Annotated in this window: 22 protein-coding genes and 1 tRNA gene; 13 read left to right on the top strand and 10 right to left on the bottom strand. The window is 59.5% G+C overall.

The features are described 5' to 3' along the window. Positions 1-162 precede the first annotated feature (162 nt). Positions 163-885 (bottom strand): lysophospholipid acyltransferase family protein, encoded by a 723-nt coding sequence (locus ACLEJQ_RS08800; protein ID WP_440794079.1) that lies wholly within the window; start codon positions 883-885, stop codon positions 163-165. A gap of 366 nt (positions 886-1,251) precedes the next feature. Further along, positions 1,252-1,941, bottom strand: a complete 690-nt coding sequence (locus tag ACLEJQ_RS08795; RefSeq protein ID WP_440794077.1) for a crotonase/enoyl-CoA hydratase family protein — start codon at positions 1,939-1,941, stop codon at positions 1,252-1,254. A 304-nt stretch (positions 1,942-2,245) separates the two neighbouring features. On the opposite strand from ACLEJQ_RS08795, the gene ACLEJQ_RS08790 reads away from it, so the two are divergent. From ACLEJQ_RS08790 to ACLEJQ_RS08780, 3 genes are all read left to right on the top strand, one after another. Beyond that, a tRNA-Ser gene (locus ACLEJQ_RS08790) sits at positions 2,246-2,335 on the top strand. Between the two features lie 201 nt (positions 2,336-2,536). Continuing rightward, a complete protein-coding gene (gene uvsE / locus ACLEJQ_RS08785) occupies positions 2,537-3,574 on the top strand; it encodes a UV DNA damage repair endonuclease UvsE (RefSeq protein WP_440794075.1) in 1,038 nt (345 codons plus the stop codon). Positions 3,575-3,688: 114 nt separating this feature from the next. Next, positions 3,689-4,189: a nuclear transport factor 2 family protein gene (locus ACLEJQ_RS08780; RefSeq protein WP_440794073.1), complete on the top strand. Its 501-nt coding sequence runs from the start codon at positions 3,689-3,691 to the stop codon at positions 4,187-4,189. Between the two features lie 11 nt (positions 4,190-4,200). Here ACLEJQ_RS08780 and ACLEJQ_RS08775 read toward each other — a convergent pair whose 3' ends face one another. Both ACLEJQ_RS08775 and ACLEJQ_RS08770 read right to left on the bottom strand, forming a co-directional pair. Continuing rightward, the gene (locus ACLEJQ_RS08775; RefSeq protein WP_440794071.1) at positions 4,201-5,016 is read right to left on the bottom strand and encodes a DUF1206 domain-containing protein; all 816 of its coding nucleotides are present in this window, start codon (positions 5,014-5,016) and stop codon (positions 4,201-4,203) included. An 89-nt stretch (positions 5,017-5,105) separates the two neighbouring features. After that, entirely contained in the window at positions 5,106-5,420 is a 315-nt protein-coding gene (locus ACLEJQ_RS08770; protein WP_440794069.1) for a DUF2388 domain-containing protein, read from the bottom strand. A 201-nt stretch (positions 5,421-5,621) separates the two neighbouring features. Between ACLEJQ_RS08770 and ACLEJQ_RS08765 the strand changes: the two genes are divergently transcribed. After that, positions 5,622-6,413 carry a MipA/OmpV family protein gene (locus tag ACLEJQ_RS08765; RefSeq protein WP_440794067.1) on the top strand — a complete coding sequence of 264 codons (792 nt, stop codon included), beginning with the start codon at positions 5,622-5,624 and terminating at the stop codon, positions 6,411-6,413. On the opposite strand, the gene ACLEJQ_RS08760 is transcribed toward ACLEJQ_RS08765, so the two are convergent. From ACLEJQ_RS08760 to ACLEJQ_RS08750, 3 genes are all read right to left on the bottom strand, one after another. Then, positions 6,414-7,700, bottom strand: a complete 1,287-nt coding sequence (locus ACLEJQ_RS08760) for an ATP-binding protein (RefSeq protein ID WP_440794065.1) — start codon at positions 7,698-7,700, stop codon at positions 6,414-6,416. Then, positions 7,701-8,408 (bottom strand): response regulator, encoded by a 708-nt coding sequence (locus tag ACLEJQ_RS08755; RefSeq protein WP_440794063.1) that lies wholly within the window; start codon positions 8,406-8,408, stop codon positions 7,701-7,703. A 92-nt stretch (positions 8,409-8,500) separates the two neighbouring features. After that, positions 8,501-9,433, bottom strand: a complete 933-nt coding sequence (locus ACLEJQ_RS08750) for a helix-turn-helix transcriptional regulator (protein ID WP_440794061.1) — start codon at positions 9,431-9,433, stop codon at positions 8,501-8,503. 562 nt (positions 9,434-9,995) lie between these two features. On the opposite strand from ACLEJQ_RS08750, the gene ACLEJQ_RS08745 reads away from it, so the two are divergent. The 6 genes from ACLEJQ_RS08745 (at position 9,996) to ACLEJQ_RS08720 (ending at position 14,528) form a co-directional block, all read left to right on the top strand. Continuing rightward, positions 9,996-11,345, top strand: a complete 1,350-nt coding sequence (locus ACLEJQ_RS08745) for an MFS transporter (protein WP_440794059.1) — start codon at positions 9,996-9,998, stop codon at positions 11,343-11,345. 111 nt (positions 11,346-11,456) lie between these two features. Continuing rightward, the gene (locus tag ACLEJQ_RS08740) at positions 11,457-12,149 is read left to right on the top strand and encodes a fumarylacetoacetate hydrolase family protein (protein ID WP_440794058.1); all 693 of its coding nucleotides are present in this window, start codon (positions 11,457-11,459) and stop codon (positions 12,147-12,149) included. A gap of 40 nt (positions 12,150-12,189) precedes the next feature. After that, entirely contained in the window at positions 12,190-12,948 is a 759-nt protein-coding gene (locus ACLEJQ_RS08735) for an SDR family oxidoreductase (protein WP_440794056.1), read from the top strand. Positions 12,949-12,980: 32 nt separating this feature from the next. After that, the gene (locus ACLEJQ_RS08730; protein WP_440794054.1) at positions 12,981-13,937 is read left to right on the top strand and encodes a 2-hydroxyacid dehydrogenase; all 957 of its coding nucleotides are present in this window, start codon (positions 12,981-12,983) and stop codon (positions 13,935-13,937) included. 173 nt (positions 13,938-14,110) lie between these two features. Then, a complete protein-coding gene (locus ACLEJQ_RS08725; RefSeq protein ID WP_440794052.1) occupies positions 14,111-14,398 on the top strand; it encodes a type II toxin-antitoxin system Phd/YefM family antitoxin in 288 nt (95 codons plus the stop codon). Continuing rightward, positions 14,388-14,528 (top strand): type II toxin-antitoxin system RelE family toxin, encoded by a 141-nt coding sequence (locus ACLEJQ_RS08720; RefSeq protein WP_440794050.1) that lies wholly within the window; start codon positions 14,388-14,390, stop codon positions 14,526-14,528. Before ACLEJQ_RS08725 ends, ACLEJQ_RS08720 begins: the two co-directional genes overlap by 11 nt. A gap of 47 nt (positions 14,529-14,575) precedes the next feature. On the opposite strand, the gene ACLEJQ_RS08715 is transcribed toward ACLEJQ_RS08720, so the two are convergent. Further along, complete coding sequence (locus ACLEJQ_RS08715; RefSeq protein WP_440794048.1) at positions 14,576-15,541, bottom strand: DMT family transporter; 966 nt, start codon at positions 15,539-15,541, stop codon at positions 14,576-14,578. Positions 15,542-15,764: 223 nt separating this feature from the next. Here ACLEJQ_RS08715 and ACLEJQ_RS08710 point away from each other — a divergent pair, with 223 nt between their 5' ends. Next, entirely contained in the window at positions 15,765-16,349 is a 585-nt protein-coding gene (locus ACLEJQ_RS08710; protein WP_440794046.1) for a GNAT family N-acetyltransferase, read from the top strand. Continuing rightward, positions 16,340-17,137: a diaminopimelate epimerase gene (gene dapF, locus ACLEJQ_RS08705; protein WP_440794044.1), complete on the top strand. Its 798-nt coding sequence runs from the start codon at positions 16,340-16,342 to the stop codon at positions 17,135-17,137. The genes ACLEJQ_RS08710 and dapF overlap by 10 nt, the downstream gene beginning before the upstream one ends. A gap of 81 nt (positions 17,138-17,218) precedes the next feature. On the opposite strand, the gene ACLEJQ_RS08700 is transcribed toward dapF, so the two are convergent. Next, positions 17,219-17,740 carry an NUDIX hydrolase gene (locus tag ACLEJQ_RS08700; protein ID WP_440794042.1) on the bottom strand — a complete coding sequence of 174 codons (522 nt, stop codon included), beginning with the start codon at positions 17,738-17,740 and terminating at the stop codon, positions 17,219-17,221. A gap of 211 nt (positions 17,741-17,951) precedes the next feature. Continuing rightward, a complete protein-coding gene (locus ACLEJQ_RS08695) occupies positions 17,952-18,560 on the bottom strand; it encodes a LysE family translocator (protein WP_440794040.1) in 609 nt (202 codons plus the stop codon). A 112-nt stretch (positions 18,561-18,672) separates the two neighbouring features. On the opposite strand from ACLEJQ_RS08695, the gene ACLEJQ_RS08690 reads away from it, so the two are divergent. After that, complete coding sequence (locus tag ACLEJQ_RS08690; RefSeq protein WP_440794038.1) at positions 18,673-19,536, top strand: LysR family transcriptional regulator; 864 nt, start codon at positions 18,673-18,675, stop codon at positions 19,534-19,536. Positions 19,537-19,947 lie beyond the last annotated feature (411 nt).

Below are 19,947 nucleotides of genomic sequence, written 5' to 3'. Positions count from 1 at the left end.
CGCGGTACTTGTGGCGAGGGAATTTATCCCCCCGTTGGGCTGCGTAGCAGCCCCAACACAGCCAACTTGATCTGCCTGATACTTCGAGTCGTCAGCTTTCAGGGCTGCTGCGCAGCCCAACGGGGATAAATCCCCTCGCCACAAGAGGGTGTAGGGGGGTATTCAGACAGGTTGCAACTGCCGATCCATTGACTCGATACACTCACGCATTTGCTCGCGGCATCGGGCCATGAGCTGGGGCATGTCATCCATGGTCAGCCCCGCCGTAGGAATAGCCGGCAACGAGCGTATGAGAATGTCGCCGCTGCGCCAGCGATTGAGTCGCATATGCTTGATGTAATTGCTGGCACACACCGGAACAATCGGCACGCCGGCGGCAATCGCCATCTGGAAGGCGCCTTTCTTGAACGGCAACAATTCTCCGCCAAGATTGCGCGTCCCTTCAGGGAACACCCAGATAGAGGTGTCCTCATGTTGCAGGGTGTGCGTGGTGGTCAACATCGACCGGCGTGCCTTGATCGCATTACCACGGTCGATCAATACGTTGCCGGACAGCCAGAACAATTGCCCGAACAGCGGCACCCATTTCAGGCTTTTCTTGCCGATGCACACGGTACGGCGCGGCACCACGTTGCCGAACACGAACAAATCATAGTTGGACTGGTGGTTGGCGATGACCACGCAGTTATCGGGCATATTTTGCAACGTGCCGACGTCGGCCTTTACCCGCAGGCGCAAAATCCACATGGCGGGCAGCGCGTACAGCCTTGCGCATAAACGGCTGTTGTCCGGATTGAACGGTCGGCATAGACCCAGGATGATTCCCAGCACGCCCGCCAATACAAAGTGCAGGCCCATCAACGACATACGCAGTACAAACAGCATCTACAGGCCCCATTGGGACAAAAGGTGGCGCAGTGTACGAATGTGCACTGTTTTCGGCAATTGTCCCTATAGAGGTAGGAGATGGACGATGTTTAAGCGTATGTTTCGCAATAGCGTGTCGGAAGCGGACTAGAGCGGCCGCTAGTTTTTATACGTTGCTTGTAGGAAATGCCGACGCCGGGGGGCGGTTCACTCGGTTAAACGCTTGTCCCGTGGCGAGGGAGCTTGCTCCCGCTGGGCTGCAAAGTAGCCCTAAGATCAGCAAGCACGATATTTCAGGCCGGATCTGCTAAGGCCTTATCGCGCTGCTGCGCAGCCCGGCGGGAGCAAGCTCCCTGACCACGGGGTTATGCCGGTCCTGGGACCTCAGCCCATATGTTCCTGATCCAGCAAAATCGCACTGTCCAGGGTCTCCAGCAGGGCCTTGCGCACTTTCAGCTTGGTGTTCTTGTGAGCGCTCATGTTGATTTTCTTCAACTGCCGCGCCGCTTCCAGGGCGGCACTTTGCAACTCTTCGGCCGCCACCACCTTGTCGAGGAAGCCGGCATCCACAGCCGTCTGCGGATTGAACATCTCGCCATTGATTACCGAGCGGTGAAACGCCGATTTGCGCAGGCGATCACGGGCCAGCTCGATGCCGGCGTGGTGCATGGTCATGCCGATCTGCACCTCGTTCAGGCCGATACTGAACGGCCCGTCCACACCGATGCGGTAGTCCGCCGACAGCAGCAGGAACGCGCCCTTGGCCACGGCATGCCCGGGGCAGGCGACAATAATGGGGAAGGGGTGTGACAACAGGCGGCGAGCTAATGTCGAGCCGGCCGTGACCAGGTTCACCGCTTCCTTGGGGCCGGCAGTCATCACCTTCAGATCGTAGCCGCCCGACAGAATCCCGGGCTGTCCGGTAATGATCACCACCGCCCGATCCGCTGTCGCCTGGTCCAGCGCAGCGTTGAACGCGGTAATGACATCCGGCGAGATGGCATTGACCTTGCCGTTGTTCAAGGTCAGGGTCGCGATACCGTCTTCGAGGTGGTAGGCAATCAAATCGCTCATGGCGCTATTTCCTGGTAGAGAATTGACGCTGACGTTACCCACCGCCGCAAGTCAGGTAAAGCGTTGTGACTGACTCACCGGTCAGCCCGGTATTCTGCAAACGGTCTGGCCGGCCCATCCCGCCACGCGTCTGTCTATAAGCGCAGCGCCAGAGCCACCGAAGATTGGCCGGTTTGCCATGCCCGGTTCGTTTGAAACGCCGGTTACCTTAACCGCATGAAAATTCTGAAAAAAACCTTTGCCATTGGAAAAGCTTTCGACTACATTAGCGCGCCTCGACAGACTGAACAGGTCGTCGAGATACGGTGAAGTGTCCGAGTGGCTTAAGGAGCACGCCTGGAAAGTGTGTATACAGGAAACTGTATCGAGAGTTCGAATCTCTCCTTCACCGCCAAATTCTGCAAACACAAACCCCTGATTTTCCTAGAGAAAGTCGGGGGTTTGTGGTTTTTGGCGTCTGGAAAAAGAGCCTGATGAGACAGTCCCAGACTGCCAGGAAAGACAGCTGAATCGATCACGAGTCGTCCCTTATGCGAAGGGACGACTGGCCGCCCCAGGGGTCTACCCCATATCCCCATGACGGCCAGGATTTCCCATGACGCATCCCCGAATCGGCTTCGCCTGCCAATACCGACACCCCGAGCGAGGCCTTTCCACCCGCGAGTTGAAGGGCATCGAGGGGCCGTTCAATCCTCGTACCACCACGTTACGCTGGATGGAGACTGTGGCGCCCCACGTGGCTCGCGATAAGCTCATCGAGATCACGAATCACAATCTCGATGCCCAGTTGCGCTTGATCGCCTATGTTGCCGATCTCCCGCCCACCCTGCGCATGCTGCGATTGAGCAGCGACTTGCTGCCGTTCTACAGTCATCCCAAGGTGCGTGGGTTCTATCAGGATCCGGTGGTCCGGCAACCACTGGAGGATCGCTTCGCCGCGATCGGCGAGCTGGCGCGTTCGGCAGACGTCCGGTTGTCGTTCCATCCGGGACAATATTGCGTGCTGGGCTCGGACAAGCCAGCGGTGGTGGAAAACAGTGTTGCCGAGTTCGAATACCACGCCGACATGATCAGGATGATGGGTTTCGGCCGGCGTTTTCAGGATTTCAAATGCAACGTCCACATCGCCGGACGCTTGGGGGGCGAGGGGATTCGTTCGATTTGGCCGCGGCTTTCAGAGGTGGCGCGTAACTGCATTACCTTCGAGAACGAGGAAAAAACCTATGGCGTGGACGACTGCCTTCAACTGGCCGATCTTGCGCCTGTGGTGTTGGATATCCACCACTGCTGGATCAACGAGAACGACTACATCGCGCCCGACTCGCCACGAGTCGAACGCATCCTGGAAAGTTGGCGTGGGGTCCGGCCCACCATGCACTACTCGCAACCGCCAGAGAGCCTGCAAGCGCTGGGTTTTGACGCCGATCAGCGCCTGGAGATGGACGCCTTGCTTAAAGTGGTCTCCAAGCGCGACCTGTATGCTCACAGTGCACAAATGTGGAACCGTTGGACCAACGAGTACGCGCTGCTGTTTCTTGACCGTTTCGACATCATGCTGGAAGCCAAAGACAAGAACCTGGCGGCGCTGGCGTTCTATGAACGATTCGTCACGGCCCGTCGCCACGTCACGTGAGCGGTCTTCGCCAAACAGCATCAGACAAACGCGCAGCAGTATCGAGCAAAAATTTCCGGACCCGGGCCGTTAAGGTTTCCCTACTGAAATTTCTTTGAACGGTGAGTAAACATCATGACCTTCTGGATGAGTTCGGCGATGCGTCTTCAGGTTTTTGCCTTGTGCCTGGCGCTTTCAATAAACCCTGTTTCAGCCTCGCAATCCGCTACCCAGGACACCAACGCGCAACGAGTCCATCAGGCGTTCAGCAACTGGCAGCAAGGCACAGGTACGGTGTTCGACCTACTGGCGCCGGACGCTGTGTGGACGGTGGCCGGATCGAGCCCGGTCTCGGGCGTGTACCGCGGCAAGGCGGATTTGCTCGATAAAGCCGTACGGCCTATCACTGCGCGACTGGCAACGCCTATTTCCCCCACTGTCCAGAGCATCGTGGCCCAGGATGACGTGGTGGTCGTGCTGTGGAGCGGGAAAGCGACCGCGCTGGACCAGCAGCCCTACAACAACACCTACTTGTGGCACATGACGTTCAAGGACGGGCAGATCCGCGCCGTAACGGCTTTGCTGGATACCTATGTACTCGACGATCTGATGCGCCGGGTCACGCCTGCACGGTAAGTGTGGCAGGGCTATGTCCCTGGCACGCCAGGGACATCCATGTTTATTCTGCGCCAGGCGGCTTCGGCAAAGCTGTACACGGAAAACGCAATCAGCCCCAACGCCATCACCATCAACACCACGCCGCCCGCCGGCAGATTCTGCAGCGCATCGAGGGCGTCTTTCAGGCCGGGCGGGTCCATGGCTTTATACGCCGAGCCACTGACTGCCAGCAGCACGGCGATCTCGATGAAGACCACGCCGCGGGCAATGAGGCCGAACCGCGAGACCGGACGCACGTAGCGCATGACGTCCTCGTCGGCCTCGAAGTATTTCTCGAAGGTGGCTTTCCAGCCTTTGATGATGTGAGCGATCCCCACGCCGAAAGGAATCAGTGCGATCAGGTAGAGCAGCAGGTTCGAATGATCCCAGGACAGCAGACGCGCCAACAGGTCTTGAGTCTGCCCACCGCCCGAGTCGCCGGAGCTTTTGAGCCCGCTGATAAGCAAGCTCAGCGCAAAGAACGCCAGTGCACCGTTGATCAAACCGCCCGCCAGCAAACCTGCGCGAATCACCAGCCCCTTGAGTTCTTTACCGTGATGGTCCACATCCCGGGTGGCCTGCAAGACCCGCCAACCGGCAAAGGCCAGTAACCCGGCCACCACCAGACCAACCAAGGCATGCCCGAATGGTTGGCTGAGCAGCAGCTCCAGGCTGCTGTGGCTGTCTTTCGGTTTGCTGGAATCGCGGGCCGCCAGCAGGGCAAAGAGACCGATGATCAGGTAGATGACGCCTCGGGCGGCATAACCGCCCCGTGCAAGCAGGACGAGGCTCTGGTGTGGGGACATGCTTCAAGCTCCAGAGAAGTGTTAAAGGAGCAGACCGATAGCGCAGCGAGGGGTTCGATCAGGTTCTGCCCCTCGCCGGCAGGCGCGTGTCAAAGCGCCAGAATCGCACTCGCCAATTGCTGGTCGGTGACGTTGGGATCTTTCAGTACATCGCGAATCCGGGCAAACGCGGCCTCCATGCGAGCGCCGCGGATCTCGCCGTTGCTTGCGACGAAGGCGGCCGCATCGTCTTTGGCCGCCAATACAATCTTGTCGTCCTTGAACGAGCTGCTGGTGCCTTTGCTGGCGCTCATGCTCAGGCTTACGGTGAGGTCGGTGGTCATGACGAAACTGGTGGCCTGAGCCTGGGCGCCGGTCAGGCAACACACCAGGCACAGCAGGCGAAGCGGGTATACGGTTTTCATATGAAGCTCGAAGCGTTGCAAATGGGACGCGCACCCTAACAAGCGTGATCGCGCGGCAACTTCATGAGCTTTGCAAAGTATTGTTAAAAAGCGCGTGGCGCCGCTATTTACAGTCTTTGACAATTTCCCGACAAAGCTGCCAAAGATTCCCGTCCAACCCCCGCCTAGCATGGGCGCATCTCAACCCCATCGGATGCCACCATGTCTCTATCGCTTCGTTTGTTGTGTCTGTCTTGCACCTGGCTGCTCCTGCCCGCGACCGCTGTACGCGCCGAGGACTGGCATTACACGCTAAAAGCCGGTGCCGCCAGCGCGCCGCGTTACAGCGGTGCCAGTGAGCGCGCAGTGGTGCCGTTGCTCGGCGTGGGAGTGACCAGTCCCGGTGGCTTCTTCCTGGACATCGAAAAGGGACTGGGGTGGGCTTACGAAGATGACGATTTCGGACTCAGCGCCTACGTCAACGGCAGCGCCTCGCGCAAGGATCGCCGCTCCGGATTCAAAGGCTCGGACAGGCTCAACGGCATGGGCTCCATCAAATCCCGGCCCGTGGTCGGCCTCGATGGCACCTATCACATGGGCCCGCTGATCCTGGGGGCCAACTTTGAACATGCGTTGGAGGAGGACGAAGACGAGCCGGACACCGGTTCAGCCTACAACCGGCTGAAACTGAGCCTGAGCCTGCCACTGTACAAGGGCCGTTTCGGTGAGCTGGTCGGCAGCATCAATAGCCAGTTCGGGGACACGGATTACCTGCGCACCTGGTACGGCGTCAGCGAGGCCCAGGCGTCGCGCAGTCGATTCCGCACTCACGACGCCAGTGGCGGCATGTTCAGTCGCGGAGCCGAGCTGACCTGGACATTGCCGATTGACGAGCGCTGGAGCCTGTCGGCCGTCGCGACGGCGGACTATCTGGCCAATGATGCGGCTGACAGTCCGATCGTCGAACGCCGTTTGCAAACCTCGTTAGCCGCGCAGGTGATCTACGCCTTCTGATTACCGCCGCGCCGGCCAGGCCATGCGCAAGGACGCGCCGCCCCAGGCTGACTCCGAGACTTGCACTTGCCCACCGTGGGACTGTGCCACACGGCGCACCAGGGCCAGTCCCAGGCCGAATCCTCCGGTGCGCCGGTCGCGACTGGTGTCCAGGCGCGCGAAGGGCTCGAAGATCTTTTCTCGTCCGTCGACCGGTACGCCGGGTCCATCATCGTCGACAAGCAACTGATATTGCCCCGCGTCGCACAGCAATGACACGTGAACGTTTGCTTGAGCGTAGCGAATGGCATTTCGCAGCAGGTTGATCACCGCCCGGGCCATGAAGCGTGGCTCAATATCGAAGGTCTCGACCTGACACTCCACCAGCCGGACCTCCACCCCGGCGGCCTCGGCTTCCAACGTCACGCTGGCCACCACACTGTCCAGCCAACTCCCGGCTTCGATGGGTTGCAGGCTGATCGCTGTCGCACCGTGCTCCAGGCTGGCGTAGGTGAGCAACTCGGAAACCATGTCCTCCAGCTCGCCGAGGTCGGCATACATGTCCTCGATCAGTTCCCGGGCATTGGCCGGATCGGGCAGTTGCTTGAGTTGGTCGAGTTCAAAGTTCAGTCGTGCGATGGGTGTGCGCAATTCATGGGACACGGCATTGGTCAGCTCCCGCTGATTGGCGATCAGGCCCTCGATGCGTGCCGCCATCAGGTCGAAATGCCCGGCCACTTCGCTGATGCTTGAGCGCCGGGACATGCCGATGCGCACCGACAAGTCATTGTTGCCAAAACGTTGTGCGGCCAGGCGTAGCCTCTCCAGGTCTCGCCAATGAGGACGCACCCAGAAGAACAGCACCACACCCACCAGCAGCGCCAGCATCAGGTAGGCGGCCGCGATATAGAACGTTACGAGACTGGGCTCCAGCGGCAGCTTGAGGCTGAGCAATTGGTCGCCGCCATCGATGGGACTGAAAATGCGCGTGTACTTGTCCCGCAGCACCAGCTTGCCCTCGGCCAGCAAGGCTTTTTCACGTTCGCTCAGGCCCAACTGGTCGCTTTGCACCAGCGACAGCTCGATGCCGTAGTCGGCGCGCAGGGCGGCCAGTCGCTGTTGCCGTTGTTCGCCTTGCAGCCCGCGCAGTTGCTCGACCAGCGCGTGCGCCTGGCCGCGATACGTTTCGCGGTTGTAGGCTTGCATCTGCTCATCCAGCAGGGCATCGAACGTGTGCTCCACCGCTTGCATCGCCGCTATCAGGCCGACCGCCAGCACCAGGTACAGGCCCAGGAAAAGCCGCAGCATTCAAAGCTCCCAGGCAAAAGGATTGAACAGGTAGCCCTTGCCCCAGATAGTCTTGATGCACACCGGTTCACGCGGGTTGTCCTTGAGCTTGCCGCGCAGTTTGCTGATGTAGACGTCGACGCTGCGGTTCATGCCGTCGAAGGCAATACCGCGCATCTGGTTGAGAATGTCGTCGCGCGACAGGGTCGCCCCGGCGTTGCCCGCCAGCAGCCAGAGCAACTCGAACTCCATGGTGGTGAGCTCTATCAGCTCGCCGGCCAGGCGCACTTCGCGACGGGTACGGTCGATGCTCAGGCGGCCGAATTCCATGACATTGCCGACATGGTTCTGGGGTGTATGTCGGCGCTGCAAGGCGCGCAGGCGGGCAAGCAGGACCGGCGGCTTGATCGGCTTGATCACGTAGTCGTCGGCGCCGGACTCCAGGCCGAGGATATGGTCCAGGTCATCTTCCCGTGCAGTGAGAATCACCACGGGAGTATCGCTCAGCGCACGGATCTCGCGACAGATGTGCAAGCCGCTCTGGCCCGGCAGCATCAGGTCGAGCACCACCATCGTCGGTTTGAACTCGACAAATGCAGCCAGCGCCAGATCGCCTCGATGCACTTCACACACTTCAAAGCCATGTTGGCCGAGGAAATTGGCGATCAGCCCACAGAGCTTTTCGTCGTCCTCCACCAATAGCACCTTGCCCGAACCCGAGTCTTCCATTGCCAACTCCCACCCTGAACCAAGAGCGGGGCATTATGGCGTCCAGCCTGTGTCACGACTATTGCGCAGCTGCAATAAATCGTCGTGGATGGCTAGGTGTTCAACGGTGACTGTGGCGTGTCCGGATTGAGCTGCTGACGCCTGAACTGCCCCGGCGGCTGTCCATGGATCTGGCGAAAACGCCGAGAAAAATAAGCCTCATCGGCGAACCCGCACAACCTTGCCACTTCGCCCACCGGCCGTGTCCCATTGAGCAGGTAATTACGCGCCGCGTGCATCCGCCGTTCGAGCACCAGTTCGGTGAAGGTCTTGCCGATTTCCTTGCGCAACCAGTGGGTCAGGTAGGTTGGCGCCAGGTAGGTGGCGGCCGCGACTTTGATCAGGTTCAGGTCGGGGTCGGCGATGTTCTTGCGCAGATACTCGGACATCCGGCTCAGCGCATCGCGCCGGCTGACCTCGGCGGCGTTTTCCTCGGCCAGCCGCTTGAGTGGCTCGGCGTACAAGGCGCAGACGCTGCCGATCAATTGCAGCAACAAGCCTTTGAGCATTTCCCGGGTGCCAAACTGGCGGTTCACGTCCAGCACCCGCATCTGTTCGATCAGCGCACAGACCTTGCTGAAATCCTCGTCGCCCAGGATGAAGTCCAGGTGTTCCTGGAAACGGAAGGGCGACAGCTCCGGTGCCAACAGAATCGAGACTTCTTCCAGGTCCATCGGGTCGCATTGCAGGTGCGGCAGCAGGAAGGTCTGGGAAAAATTGATCACCATGAAATTGCTGTCGACCGGGTGCGGGATCACATGCACCCGGTGAGGCAGGATAAAGGCCAGGGTGTTGCGCGGAAACGGACGTTCGACGTTGCCGATGTGTTGCACGGTATCGCCACCGAGGTTGATCTGGATCTGGAAGTACTCGTGGCGATGGGGGCTGGTTTCGGCGCGCCGACCCTTTTTGTCGCGGATGTAGAAGTCAGTCAATTCGCTGCGTTGCTGCATGACGTAGGTGGGGACGCGGCTCGGTGATGACATCTCCTGGAATCCTCTGTGGGGGGCAGGGTGATGACGGGATTGTGAAGGCGCATCTTGTCGATTATCAAGGGGTTATACGACGACGAGTCTGGCGTGGCATTTTCTCCCCACGGCGGGCCGAAGGCGGGTGTCCAAAAACTGCTTGCCGGCTAAGAGTTAAAATTCATATTAAAAACAATAAGTTATGTATGTATGAAAAAAGCCGGTCGAATGCCTTCGGCTTTGACTTTTTTTGGACAGGTTTCTCCACCGCTGTTTTCACTGGGAAAAATGATCTAACGCCTTGGTTGATTTTGAGTGGTTGTACGACCACTGTGGCGCCACGCAACCCCAACCCTGTCCAAAAACAATCCAAAGGTGCGCACATCATGATCCTGTTCCCGCTCGTGGCTGACCCTCCCGACCGCTCCCTTGGCAGGCCCTGTTGCAAGGCGTTTTCCAACCCCTGACAGCGCCGTTCGCGCCGCTCATTCCAGTAGCAAATGTTTTGCCCCGGCATCGAGGGCAATGGTTTCGGCTGCTCGTAGACATTTCGACGCCCCTAACAATAACGAGGTTTTTCATGTCGAATTCCCACACCTCCCAGACCACCGCTGCGCCGGCGATTGCCGGCGCCCTGGACGCAGCCGTGCCGACACGCCTGCCATCGCGTCGGCGTTGGTTCATGCTGTCGCTGCTGTTGATCGCGACGATCATCAACTACATCGACCGGGTAAACATTTCGATTGCGGCGCCGTTCCTGTCCAAGGACCTGGGCCTGGACAAAATTGAAATGGGCCTGATCTTTTCCGCATTTGCCTGGACCTACGCCATCGCATTGGTGCCCGCCGGCTTCATCGCCGACCGGTTCGGTTCCCGGTTCACCTACGGGGTGTCGCTGATCAGCTGGTCGACGGTCACTGTGTGCCAGGGCTTCGCCACCGGCTTCGCGTCGCTGTTCGGGCTGCGGCTGGCGGTGGGTGCGATGGAAGCACCGGCGTTCCCGGCCAACAGCCGTGCGGTCACGGTGTGGTTCCCGGCGCGGGAGCGTGGCATGGCCAGCAGTATTTACGTCTGCGGCCAGTACCTGGGCACGGCGCTGTTTACCGGTGCGCTGCTCTGGCTGGCGACCACCTTCGACTGGCGCCATGTGTTCTACAGCACCGGTGCGCTCGGCATCGTTTTCGGGGTGGCCTGGCTGTACCTGTACCGCGACCCGATGGACTGCAAGAAGGTCAGCAAGGAAGAATTGAAATACATCGAGGCCGGGGGCGGGCTGGTCAAGAGCAGCCAGGAGCGCACCCGGTTCAACTGGCGGCAGATCGCCGAGCTGTTCAGCTACCGGCAGGTCTGGGCGATTTGCATCGGTAAGTTCGCCAGCACCTCGGCCCTGTATTTCTTCCTCACCTGGTTCCCCACCTACCTGTTCGAAGAGCGCCAGCTGACAACGATCAAGGCCGGGATCTTCGCTGTCATGCCGTTCGTGGGCGCGACGGTGGGCATCCTGCTGGCGGGGATCGTTTCCGACTTGCTGATCCGCCGTGGCTACTCGATGTCCTTCGCCCGCAAGTTGCCGCTGGTGGTCGGGTCGATGCTGGGCATGTCCATCGTCCTGGTGAATTTCACCGATTCGAACGCGATCTGCATCGCTGTGCTCACCATTGCCTTTTTCGCCCAAGGCATCGCTTCGTCCTCCTGGGCGGCGGTGTCGGAAGTGGCGCCCAAGGAACTGATCGGCTTGACCGGCGGCATCACCAGCCTGGCGGCAAACATCGGCGGCATTGTCACGCCCATCGTGATCGGCGCGATCGTTCACAAGACTGGCTCGTTCGCCTTGGCCTTCTGGTTCATCGGAGGCGTGGCGCTGATCGGCACCTTGTCTTACTCGTTGCTGCTGGGGCGCCTGTATCGCATTGAGCTCAAGGCGCGCTGAGCCCGAGTAGCTGAACAAGAAAACGGATTAATCCAACACGAGGCGGCATTCCTCCAACTTCACACAGGCTTGCCGCCGTACGCTGATATTTCCAACAGGACTTTTACCAGGATGAACATGCTCGAATACGTCTTTACTCCGGACCTGCCAGTGACCTTGCCCGTAGTCGGCACCGAGCAGCGTTTTCCCGTCGGCCGGGTCTTTTGTGTCGGCCGCAACTATCCATGGCCGGACACCCAGGGCCAGTCCCGACAACCACCGGTGTTCTTCATGAAGCCGGCAAGCTGTGTGGTGGACGCGGTCGGGGAGGTGGCGTATCCGCCGGTCAGCGAGGAGTTCGTGCACGAAGTCGAGCTGGTCGTCGCCATCGGCGAGGGCGGCGCCAACATTCCTGAAAGCCAGGCGCTGGCTTACATCTGGGGTTACGCGGCGGGCCTTGACCTGACCCGACGTGATGTCCAGCGCCTGGCCAAGCGCAACGGCCTGCCCTGGGAGGGCGCCAAGGTGTTCGACGGTGCCGCGCCGATGACGCCCATCGTACCGGTTTCGCGAGGGGGGCATCCCGAGGGTGAGTTGTGGTTGAACGTGAACGGCGAAGAGCGCCAGCGCGACAGCCTCGACAGCCAGATCTGGTCGGTCAGCGAAATCATCAGCCGTATCTCGCAGTCGGTGGCGCTGCGGGCCGGCGACCTGATCATGACCGGCAGCCCGGCGGGCGTCGATCTGCTGTTGCCAGGAGATGTCATCACCGCGGGCATCGACGGCATCGGCCAATTGGAAATGCGCGTCGGTCCACGACCTTGAGCCCGGCGCGGGTCTTAGTGAATTGAAGAAGGAAAACAACATGTCCGACACATTGAAAGTGGCGCTGGTGACCGGTGCCGGCAGCGGGATTGGTCGCGCCGTGGCCCTGGGTCTGATGGAAGATGGCTACACACTGGTGTTGGCCGGCCGCCGGCCTGAGCCGTTGCAGGCATTGGTGGAGTTGGCGGCCGGGCAGGGCCGCGAAGCCCTGGCGGTGCCCACCGATGTGCGCGATCCGGCCAGTGTCGATGCGCTGTTCGCCAGCATCGCCGAAGTCTATGGACGCCTCGACGTGATGTTCAACAACGCCGGGGTCAACGCACCCGCCGTGCCACTGGATGAACTTACGTTCGAACAGTGGCGCAACGTGATCGACACCAACCTCAACGGGGTTTTCCTCTGCGCCCGTGGCGCCTTCGGCCTGATGCGCCGACAACAGCCCCAGGGCGGGCGCATCATCAACAATGGTTCGATCTCCGCGCATACGCCACGACCGCTCAGCAGCGCCTACACCGCTAGCAAACACGCGGTGCTGGGGCTGACCAAATCCCTGGCCCTGGATGGGCGTGAATACAACATCGCTTGCAGCCAGATCGACATCGGCAACGCCCTCACCGAAATGTCGGTGCGCATGACCAAAGGCGTGCGCCAGGCCAACGGCACCATCGCGGTAGAGCCGATGGTCGACGTCAAGCACGTCGCCGATGCGGTGTGCTACATCGCCGGCCTGCCGCTGTCGGCCAACGTCCTGAACATGACGGTCATGGCCACGGCCATGCCTTTTGCCGGCCGCGGTTGAGTCGGCGTTTTCATTCGCTACATGAGGTTTTTATGAAGCCAGAAGTCTTACAGCTCAGTCCGATCCTGATCCCGGAAATCAACACCCGGCTCAACGAGCTATTTACCATCCGTCGCTACTTTGAACAGACTGACAAAGCGGCGTACGTGCAGGAGCACGGTGCCAACATCCGCGGCGTCATCACCGGCGGGCACACCGGTATCAGCCAGGCGCTGATGGCCCAACTGCCGAAACTGGAAGTGGTCGCGGTCAACGGCGTAGGCACCGATGCCGTGGACCTGGCCTACGCCAAGGATCGCGGCATCCGCGTCACCGCCACCATCGGCGCGCTGACCGAAGACGTCGCCGATCTCGCCATCGGTCTGCTGATCGCCGTTTGCCGCGGCCTGTGCACCGGGGATCGCTACGTACGCTCCGGCCAATGGCCCCAGAGCCCGACCCCGCTGGCACCGCTGCCATTGGCCCGCCAGGTGTCCGGCATGCGCATCGGCATCGTCGGCATGGGCCGGGTCGGCCGCGCTGTCGCCACCCGCGCCGCCGCGTTCGGTTGCCCCATCAGCTATACCGACCTGCAGTCGATGAACGACCTGAACCACACCTTCGTCGCCGACCTCAAACAACTGGCCCGCGACAGCGACGCCCTGATCCTGGCCGCCGCCGCCGACAAGGGCGAAGCCATCATCAACGCCGAGGTGCTGCAGGCGCTGGGCAAGGGCGGATACCTGATCAACGTCGCGCGGGGCAAACTGGTCAACGAGACCGACCTGGTGGCGGCACTGACCGCTGGCGACATCGCCGGAGCGGCGCTGGATGTGTTCGTTGATGAGCCAAACGTGCCCGAGGCGTTGTTCGACAACGAGCAAGTGGTGCTGCAACCGCACCGCGCCAGTGCAACGTTGCAGACCCGCACGCGGATGGGGGAGATGGTGGTGGCGAGTCTGGTGGATAGCTTTGCGGGGAAGGTTCCGCAGGGGTGTGTGGTGGGTTGAATATTTAGCCGTTGTAGCGAGGTGCCTCGACTTCTGCCCTTGCGGGTGGAGTCGAGGCATGTGTTGCGCAGAGCGAGAAAGGGGTGAGGTCTTAGGTGGTGCGATGGTCCGTGCTTGCCCGTCGCATCAAAAAAAGTCCAAAATAACGACCTATTTCTGAAGGAGACATCTCCATGCAACTCGTTCTGGCTGATGTGGCCGTCAGCGTATCCGAGCTCAAAAAAAATCCTTCCTCGGTCCTGAGCGGTGCTAATGGGGCGCCCGTGGCTGTATTGAACCATAATCGGGTCATGGGCTACATGGTACCGGCAAGTGTCTACGAGGCGATGGTCGAGCGTTTGGATGAGCTGGAACTGGCACAGGTCGTAAAGGCGCGGCTCGAAGCCAACGAAACGCCTGTCCGAGTGTCTCTTGATGAACTCATTAGCGAGGCTGAGGCAGATATCGCTGATGGGCGTTGATTACGGTGTCGAGTGGGATCCGAAAGCCCTGAAGGAACTTAGAAAACTGGACGGCGCTATTCGTCTGCAGCTTCTGAAAAAGCTTCAGGAGCGCCAGAGTCATCCCCGGGTGCCAGGCGACGCGCTTTAAGCCATCACGATGGAGGCAAGCGCCATTGGTGAAGTAGCGCCCACTGGTCAGGCCGAAGAACGGAGTTTTGATTCAGCGGCGTTCCGGATGATACGAACCGCCATGACCACTCCAACCAGCACTGCGGCAAGGCCCGATGTTTCCGAGAGGGTCGGTAGCCGGTGATGAAACCACAAGCCAAGCAGCGTAGCGAACAGCGACTCCAGAGCGATCAATTGCCCGGAAAGCACCATGGGCAGGCGACGAGACGCGGCGTTCCAAGCCCAGGCCCCGACGACAGACGACATCAGTGCAATCACGAAGCCCCAAAGGTATAAACGGCCAGCAACGTCAAGACTGAAGCCCAGGCTTGGCAGTTTCAGCAGATCGAGCGCTTGCACCGCCGGTAACAAACACAGCGTACCCAGTCCGGCGCCCGCCATCATCAGCCCTGTCCATGCTCCGGATGCGCTGCTCTCAAGCTTGAGCAAGGCTTGCTGATTCAACCAACTGAATGCCAGCCACAAGGCCACGGCACCCATCGAAAATACCAAGCCCATCAGCCACGAGCCGTTGTCTGCAACAGGCTGGTGGACAGCGCCGAGATTCGACAGCACAAGCCCGACCGTTAAAAAAGCCAGGGGGATTGCCAGCTTGCGCCACTGAATGGTTTTGGCGGTGGCGTTGCCGAGCAGCGCCAGCAAGACCGGCACCATGCCGATAAAGGCTGGCGTCAGCACCGGTCCGCCAAAGATGATGCCGGCGGCGATGCATGCGCTATAGCCCAGATAACCGATGACGCCCAAGCCTGCCGCTAGAAGCACCTGCTCACGGCGCAGCAGGCGAAGCTGGGCGCGATAAAGCAGCACGACACCCAAGCCCAACGTACCGGCGATCAGGAATCGAACGATCATCAGATCGTAAATCGTGTACGCACCGGTGACGTGGGGCGCGATGAAGTTCAAAGCCCAGCTCAACGTCGCGACCACCGCCAGGATGAGTCCGACGATAAGATTGGAGCGAGGCTTGTCCATCAAGCGGCCTCCTCGATACACCACCCATGCACATCGACTTCGTCATCACTCTGGGGCAAAGGAAGGTCCTCATGTCGTCCGGTTTTTCCGGGTATGAGCTTGCAATGCGGATAGCGAAAAGTCAGCCTTCACCATTGAAGGAAAACAAACTGTGCAGGGTTACAGATAACCTTTAGAGCAGAAGTTCGCCAGGACGCAATTATGTTTGAAAAGGATCTTCACAATGCAAACCCTCCAAACCCGACGCCTCATGCTCACGCCCTTGGCGTTGACGGACGCACCGGCTATCCAGCGGTTGTTTCCTCATTGGGAAGTGGTCCGTTACCTGGACAGCCGCGTGCCCTGGCCCTACCCGGATGACGGCGCGCTGACCTATATCCGTGATCACGCGTTGCCCGCTATCGCCGCGGGACGTGAATGGCACTGGATGATCCGCCGGTGCGAAGAACCAGCGCAAAGCATTGGGAGTATCAGCCTGTACGACCAGCCGGGGAATAATCGCGGCTTCTGGTTGGCGCCTCAGTGGCAGGGAAGGGGATACATGCGCGAGGCGTGTGAGGTCATCAACGCTTATTGGTTTGAAACGTTGGAGCGCCCGGTGATGCAAGTGCCCAAGGCTGTGGGCAATACTGCATCGCGCAAGGTTTCGGAATATGAAGGCATGCGCATGATCGGGACGCAGGAGGGCGATTTTGTTTGTGGGCGGTTGGTGAAGGAGATCTGGGAAATGAGGCGTGAGGATTGGTTGCAGAGAAAGCCTGACGGGAACTTCACTCCAATCTTCGATGGCGTGCCCATATGCCGTTGAACTTCCAAAAAATGCACGCCAATGGCGATGACTTTGTCATCGTCGACTCGCGAAACGCGGCCAATCCGATAACCAGTGCCGTGGCGCGGCGGATGGGCGACCGGAGTCGAGGCATCGGCTTCAATCAGCTCGCCGTGTTGCTCGATTGCGACGACGCCGACGCCCGCGTGCTGTTCTGGAACGCCGATGGCACTGCGTTGGATGTCTGCGGCAGTGCAACGCGTGGGGCGGCGGATGTGCTCATGCGTGAATCCAATGTCACGTCGATAACGTTGCGCACCAACCGTGGTTTGCTTACTTGCGAGCGAACGGCAACCGGCGAGATTTCCGTCGACATGGGACAACCGCTTTTCGGCTGGCGAGACATCCCCTTGGCTCGTGAACTGGACACCGCTGTTTTGCCACTTGCGGGTGGTCCGGCAGCGTGTAGCATGGGTAATCCACATTGCACTTATTTTGTGGATAATCTGGCAACCATGGATATCGCAGCAATCGGCGCGGCCATCGAAACCAACGAGCTGTTTCCTCTCAAGACCAACGTACATTTCGTCCAGATCCTAAAGCGTAATCACATCCGGCTGCGTATCTGGGAGAGGGGCGCTGGTATTGCGCTCGGTTCGGGGTCTTGCTCTTGTGGCGCTGCGGTTAACGGGATACGGCGTGGCTTGCTTGATAGCTGTGTCGAGGTGGAGTGCGATGGAGGAAGCGTGACGGTTCGATGGGATGGGGTGGGCCCGGTCTTCCTTAGTGGGCCGGTGGAGATGAGTTTCTGCGGGAGGGTGACTTGAGAGCCAGGTGCGCGATCCGCACTAGCTGAGCGGTATGTTCATGTACGCGGGAATATCCCGGATCTGGACGCCTTAAAGGCCTCAGTGATCATCAAGATCGGCAGTTTCATAGGGATCATTGAAATACAGGTCCAGTGGATCGGCGAACCAGTCCGTATGATGCGCTGCCGTCATCTGCGTGTTGTGATGCGCATTGAAATCCGTGGCGCTCACCCAGATCACGTCGTTGAATGGCTCGTCGAGCGGGTGGGCCGGGCGCCTGATGGACCTCATGAGGCGCGCCCGTTGAGCAAAACTCGCGTCAATTGCCGTGTGATGCTGGGACAATGTCAATATCAGAAACGAGCGGTTGTCATTGGCATTATGCTGATCATAGTAAGAGGCGTGCTGTACAGGTCCATTCACGTGGGCTTTAGGCAGCGTCTTGATGGGATAGCCGGTTTCTTCGGCACACTCGCGCAAGGCGGCTTCCGCCGCGGTCTCGCCCTGGTTGATTGTTCCCCCTGGGAGATGCCAACCCTGGCGTTGAGCCCCCGCGCTTGAGCCTCCCCGGCCAATCATTACGTGTTGGCTGTTGTCCAGGACAATCAGATAAGCCTTCATGCCAGCTCCAACTCAGGGTAGCCAGACCAACCCGCTCGCTGCAATTGCCAAGCAAGGGAATGAATGCGACAGGCCAAGGGAATTCAGTATCAACTGGAATCTAGTACAGTCTGGACAAAGTTCAACCTCCTATCACTTGCCCGTGCTTGCGGCGCACTTTTCAAAAGCATGACGGACAGGCATTACGCGCCGTATGAGGTCGTTCAGCACGTCAAGAATGCACGGGCAACGCCAAGCCAAACGCTATGAAGAAACCTCCACAGACCTTATTGAACCGACGCCCAGCCCGAGCCAACCAAGGCCTGACCCGATACGCGGCGCTGGCCACCAGGTATTCCACGATGAACTCCACGACTGCATAAGTCAGCGCGATGGCCGCCGTCTGGGCGATCAGGTTTCTGCTGGGGTCGAGGAACGGTGGGATAAAAGCCGTAAACAGCAGCAGCGCTTTTGGATTGGAAATCGCTGACAGCAAACCCTGGCGAAAGAGTGACCATGAATTGGAGCCTATGGCATTAGTCACGTCCAAAGAAACAGGTGCAGACCGCCACAGCCCCAGGCCTAACCAGATCAGGTAAAGCCCGCCGACGATTTTCAGGACCGTGAACCAGGTCAATGAAGCCTGGATCAACGCCCCCAACCCCAGGGCACAAAGCGAAAGCATCACGATGAAACCCAATACACCGCCGCTGATGGTAAACAGGGTCTTGCGGTTTCCATGAAGCGCGCCGTGGGTCAGGACCAGCAGCGCGTTGGGCCCTGGCACTACCGCGATGCCGAAGCATGTCAGCAGGTAAAGCAGCCAGGTATCGAAAGGCATGTGATTCCCCTGAAGAGACATTGGTGATGCCTGATGTTGCTAATGAACCGGGGTAAAGAGAAGCGCATAATTCACGCGTTAATCATTCGATAATCGAATATAGGATTGAGCGATGCCTGCCGGCGATTTGCAAATTGATTGGCTCAAGTGCTTCGTCGCGGTCGTGGACGCAGGTTCGCTTTCCGGTGCATCCCTGGAAATCCACAGGTCGCAGTCCGCTGTGAGTATGCAAATGAAGAAGTTGGAAGCGGCGCTTGGACGACAATTGTTAAGTCGTGGCCCGAGGCACTTGCAGCTCACCGCAGACGGACAAACGCTTCTGGGTTACGCACGACGCATGGTTGCGCTGCATGCCGAGACGCAAGCCGCTTTTCATGGGGAAGCGTTATCCGGACGCATTCGCCTGGGTGTCGCCGAGGACTATGCAGCCAAGTACCTCACACCTGTTCTCAAGCGCTTCGCCCCTCGCTACGCCGGCGTTGAAATAGAACTGGATTGCGAGCAGTCGACCGCGTTGATTCCGCGTGTGGCCAGTGGTGATCTGGATTTGGCACTCATCTCCCGAGATTCGACCCAGCGCGGCACCTTTCTTTTCAAGGAGCCCATGGTGTGGGTAGGGTCGCCTCAGTTCGAGCTTTGGCGGCGCGACCCGATACCGATTGCCGTTTATGAAAGCGCCAGCCTGGCCCGGCGCTATGCGGTCAACTCGCTGGTGTTATTGGGGCGCGAGTACAAGGTGGTCTACAACAGCTCCAGTCTTGCTGGGCAAATCGCGGCAGTTGAAGGCGGTATTGCGATTGCGGCGATTACCCAGTGCACTGTGCCTTCTTCATTGCAGGTCCTGGGCAGTGATCAAGGGCTCGGGCATATAGATCCGATGGATGTTTCAGTGCTTCGAAGCCGCGCATCTCGCGGTTCCAAGGCAGTCGATAGCCTGCATGCCTTTATCATCAGTGCATTGAGGGGAGCTCGTTAGTCAAGGTGCTGGTACCGGCCACCACGAGTCGGGTGCACTTCGTGGAAAAAGTTGCCGAGACACTTGGCGTCACCAGCGACGCGCCCCGGTCATTTCAACCGCAATTTCGGTGTCAACCTGTCACTGTGGGACTGGCTGTCCGGCACGTCTACGTCACTGGCCCCAGCCTGAGGACCTTCGCTCTGGCACGGGTGAGAGAAGTGCACAAGAGAAATCTGTGGTAACGCAATCCCCGTGGCGAGGGAGCTTGCTCCCGCTGGGCTGCGAAGCGGCCCCTCTAAAAGTTGATACTTCAATCAGGCCGCGTTGAGGCTGTTCGGAGGTTGCTGCGCACCCCAGCGGGAGCAAGCTCCCTCGCCCCGGAGAGTTTGGCGCTTATGTAGGACGTTTCCGTAGCCCATCCGCCATTTC

The sequence above is a fragment of the Pseudomonas sp. SMV71 genome (genome assembly GCF_052042015.1).
In the GTDB taxonomy this organism is placed as follows: domain Bacteria; phylum Pseudomonadota; class Gammaproteobacteria; order Pseudomonadales; family Pseudomonadaceae; genus Aquipseudomonas.
This window is presented reverse-complemented; position numbering and strand designations above follow the sequence as displayed.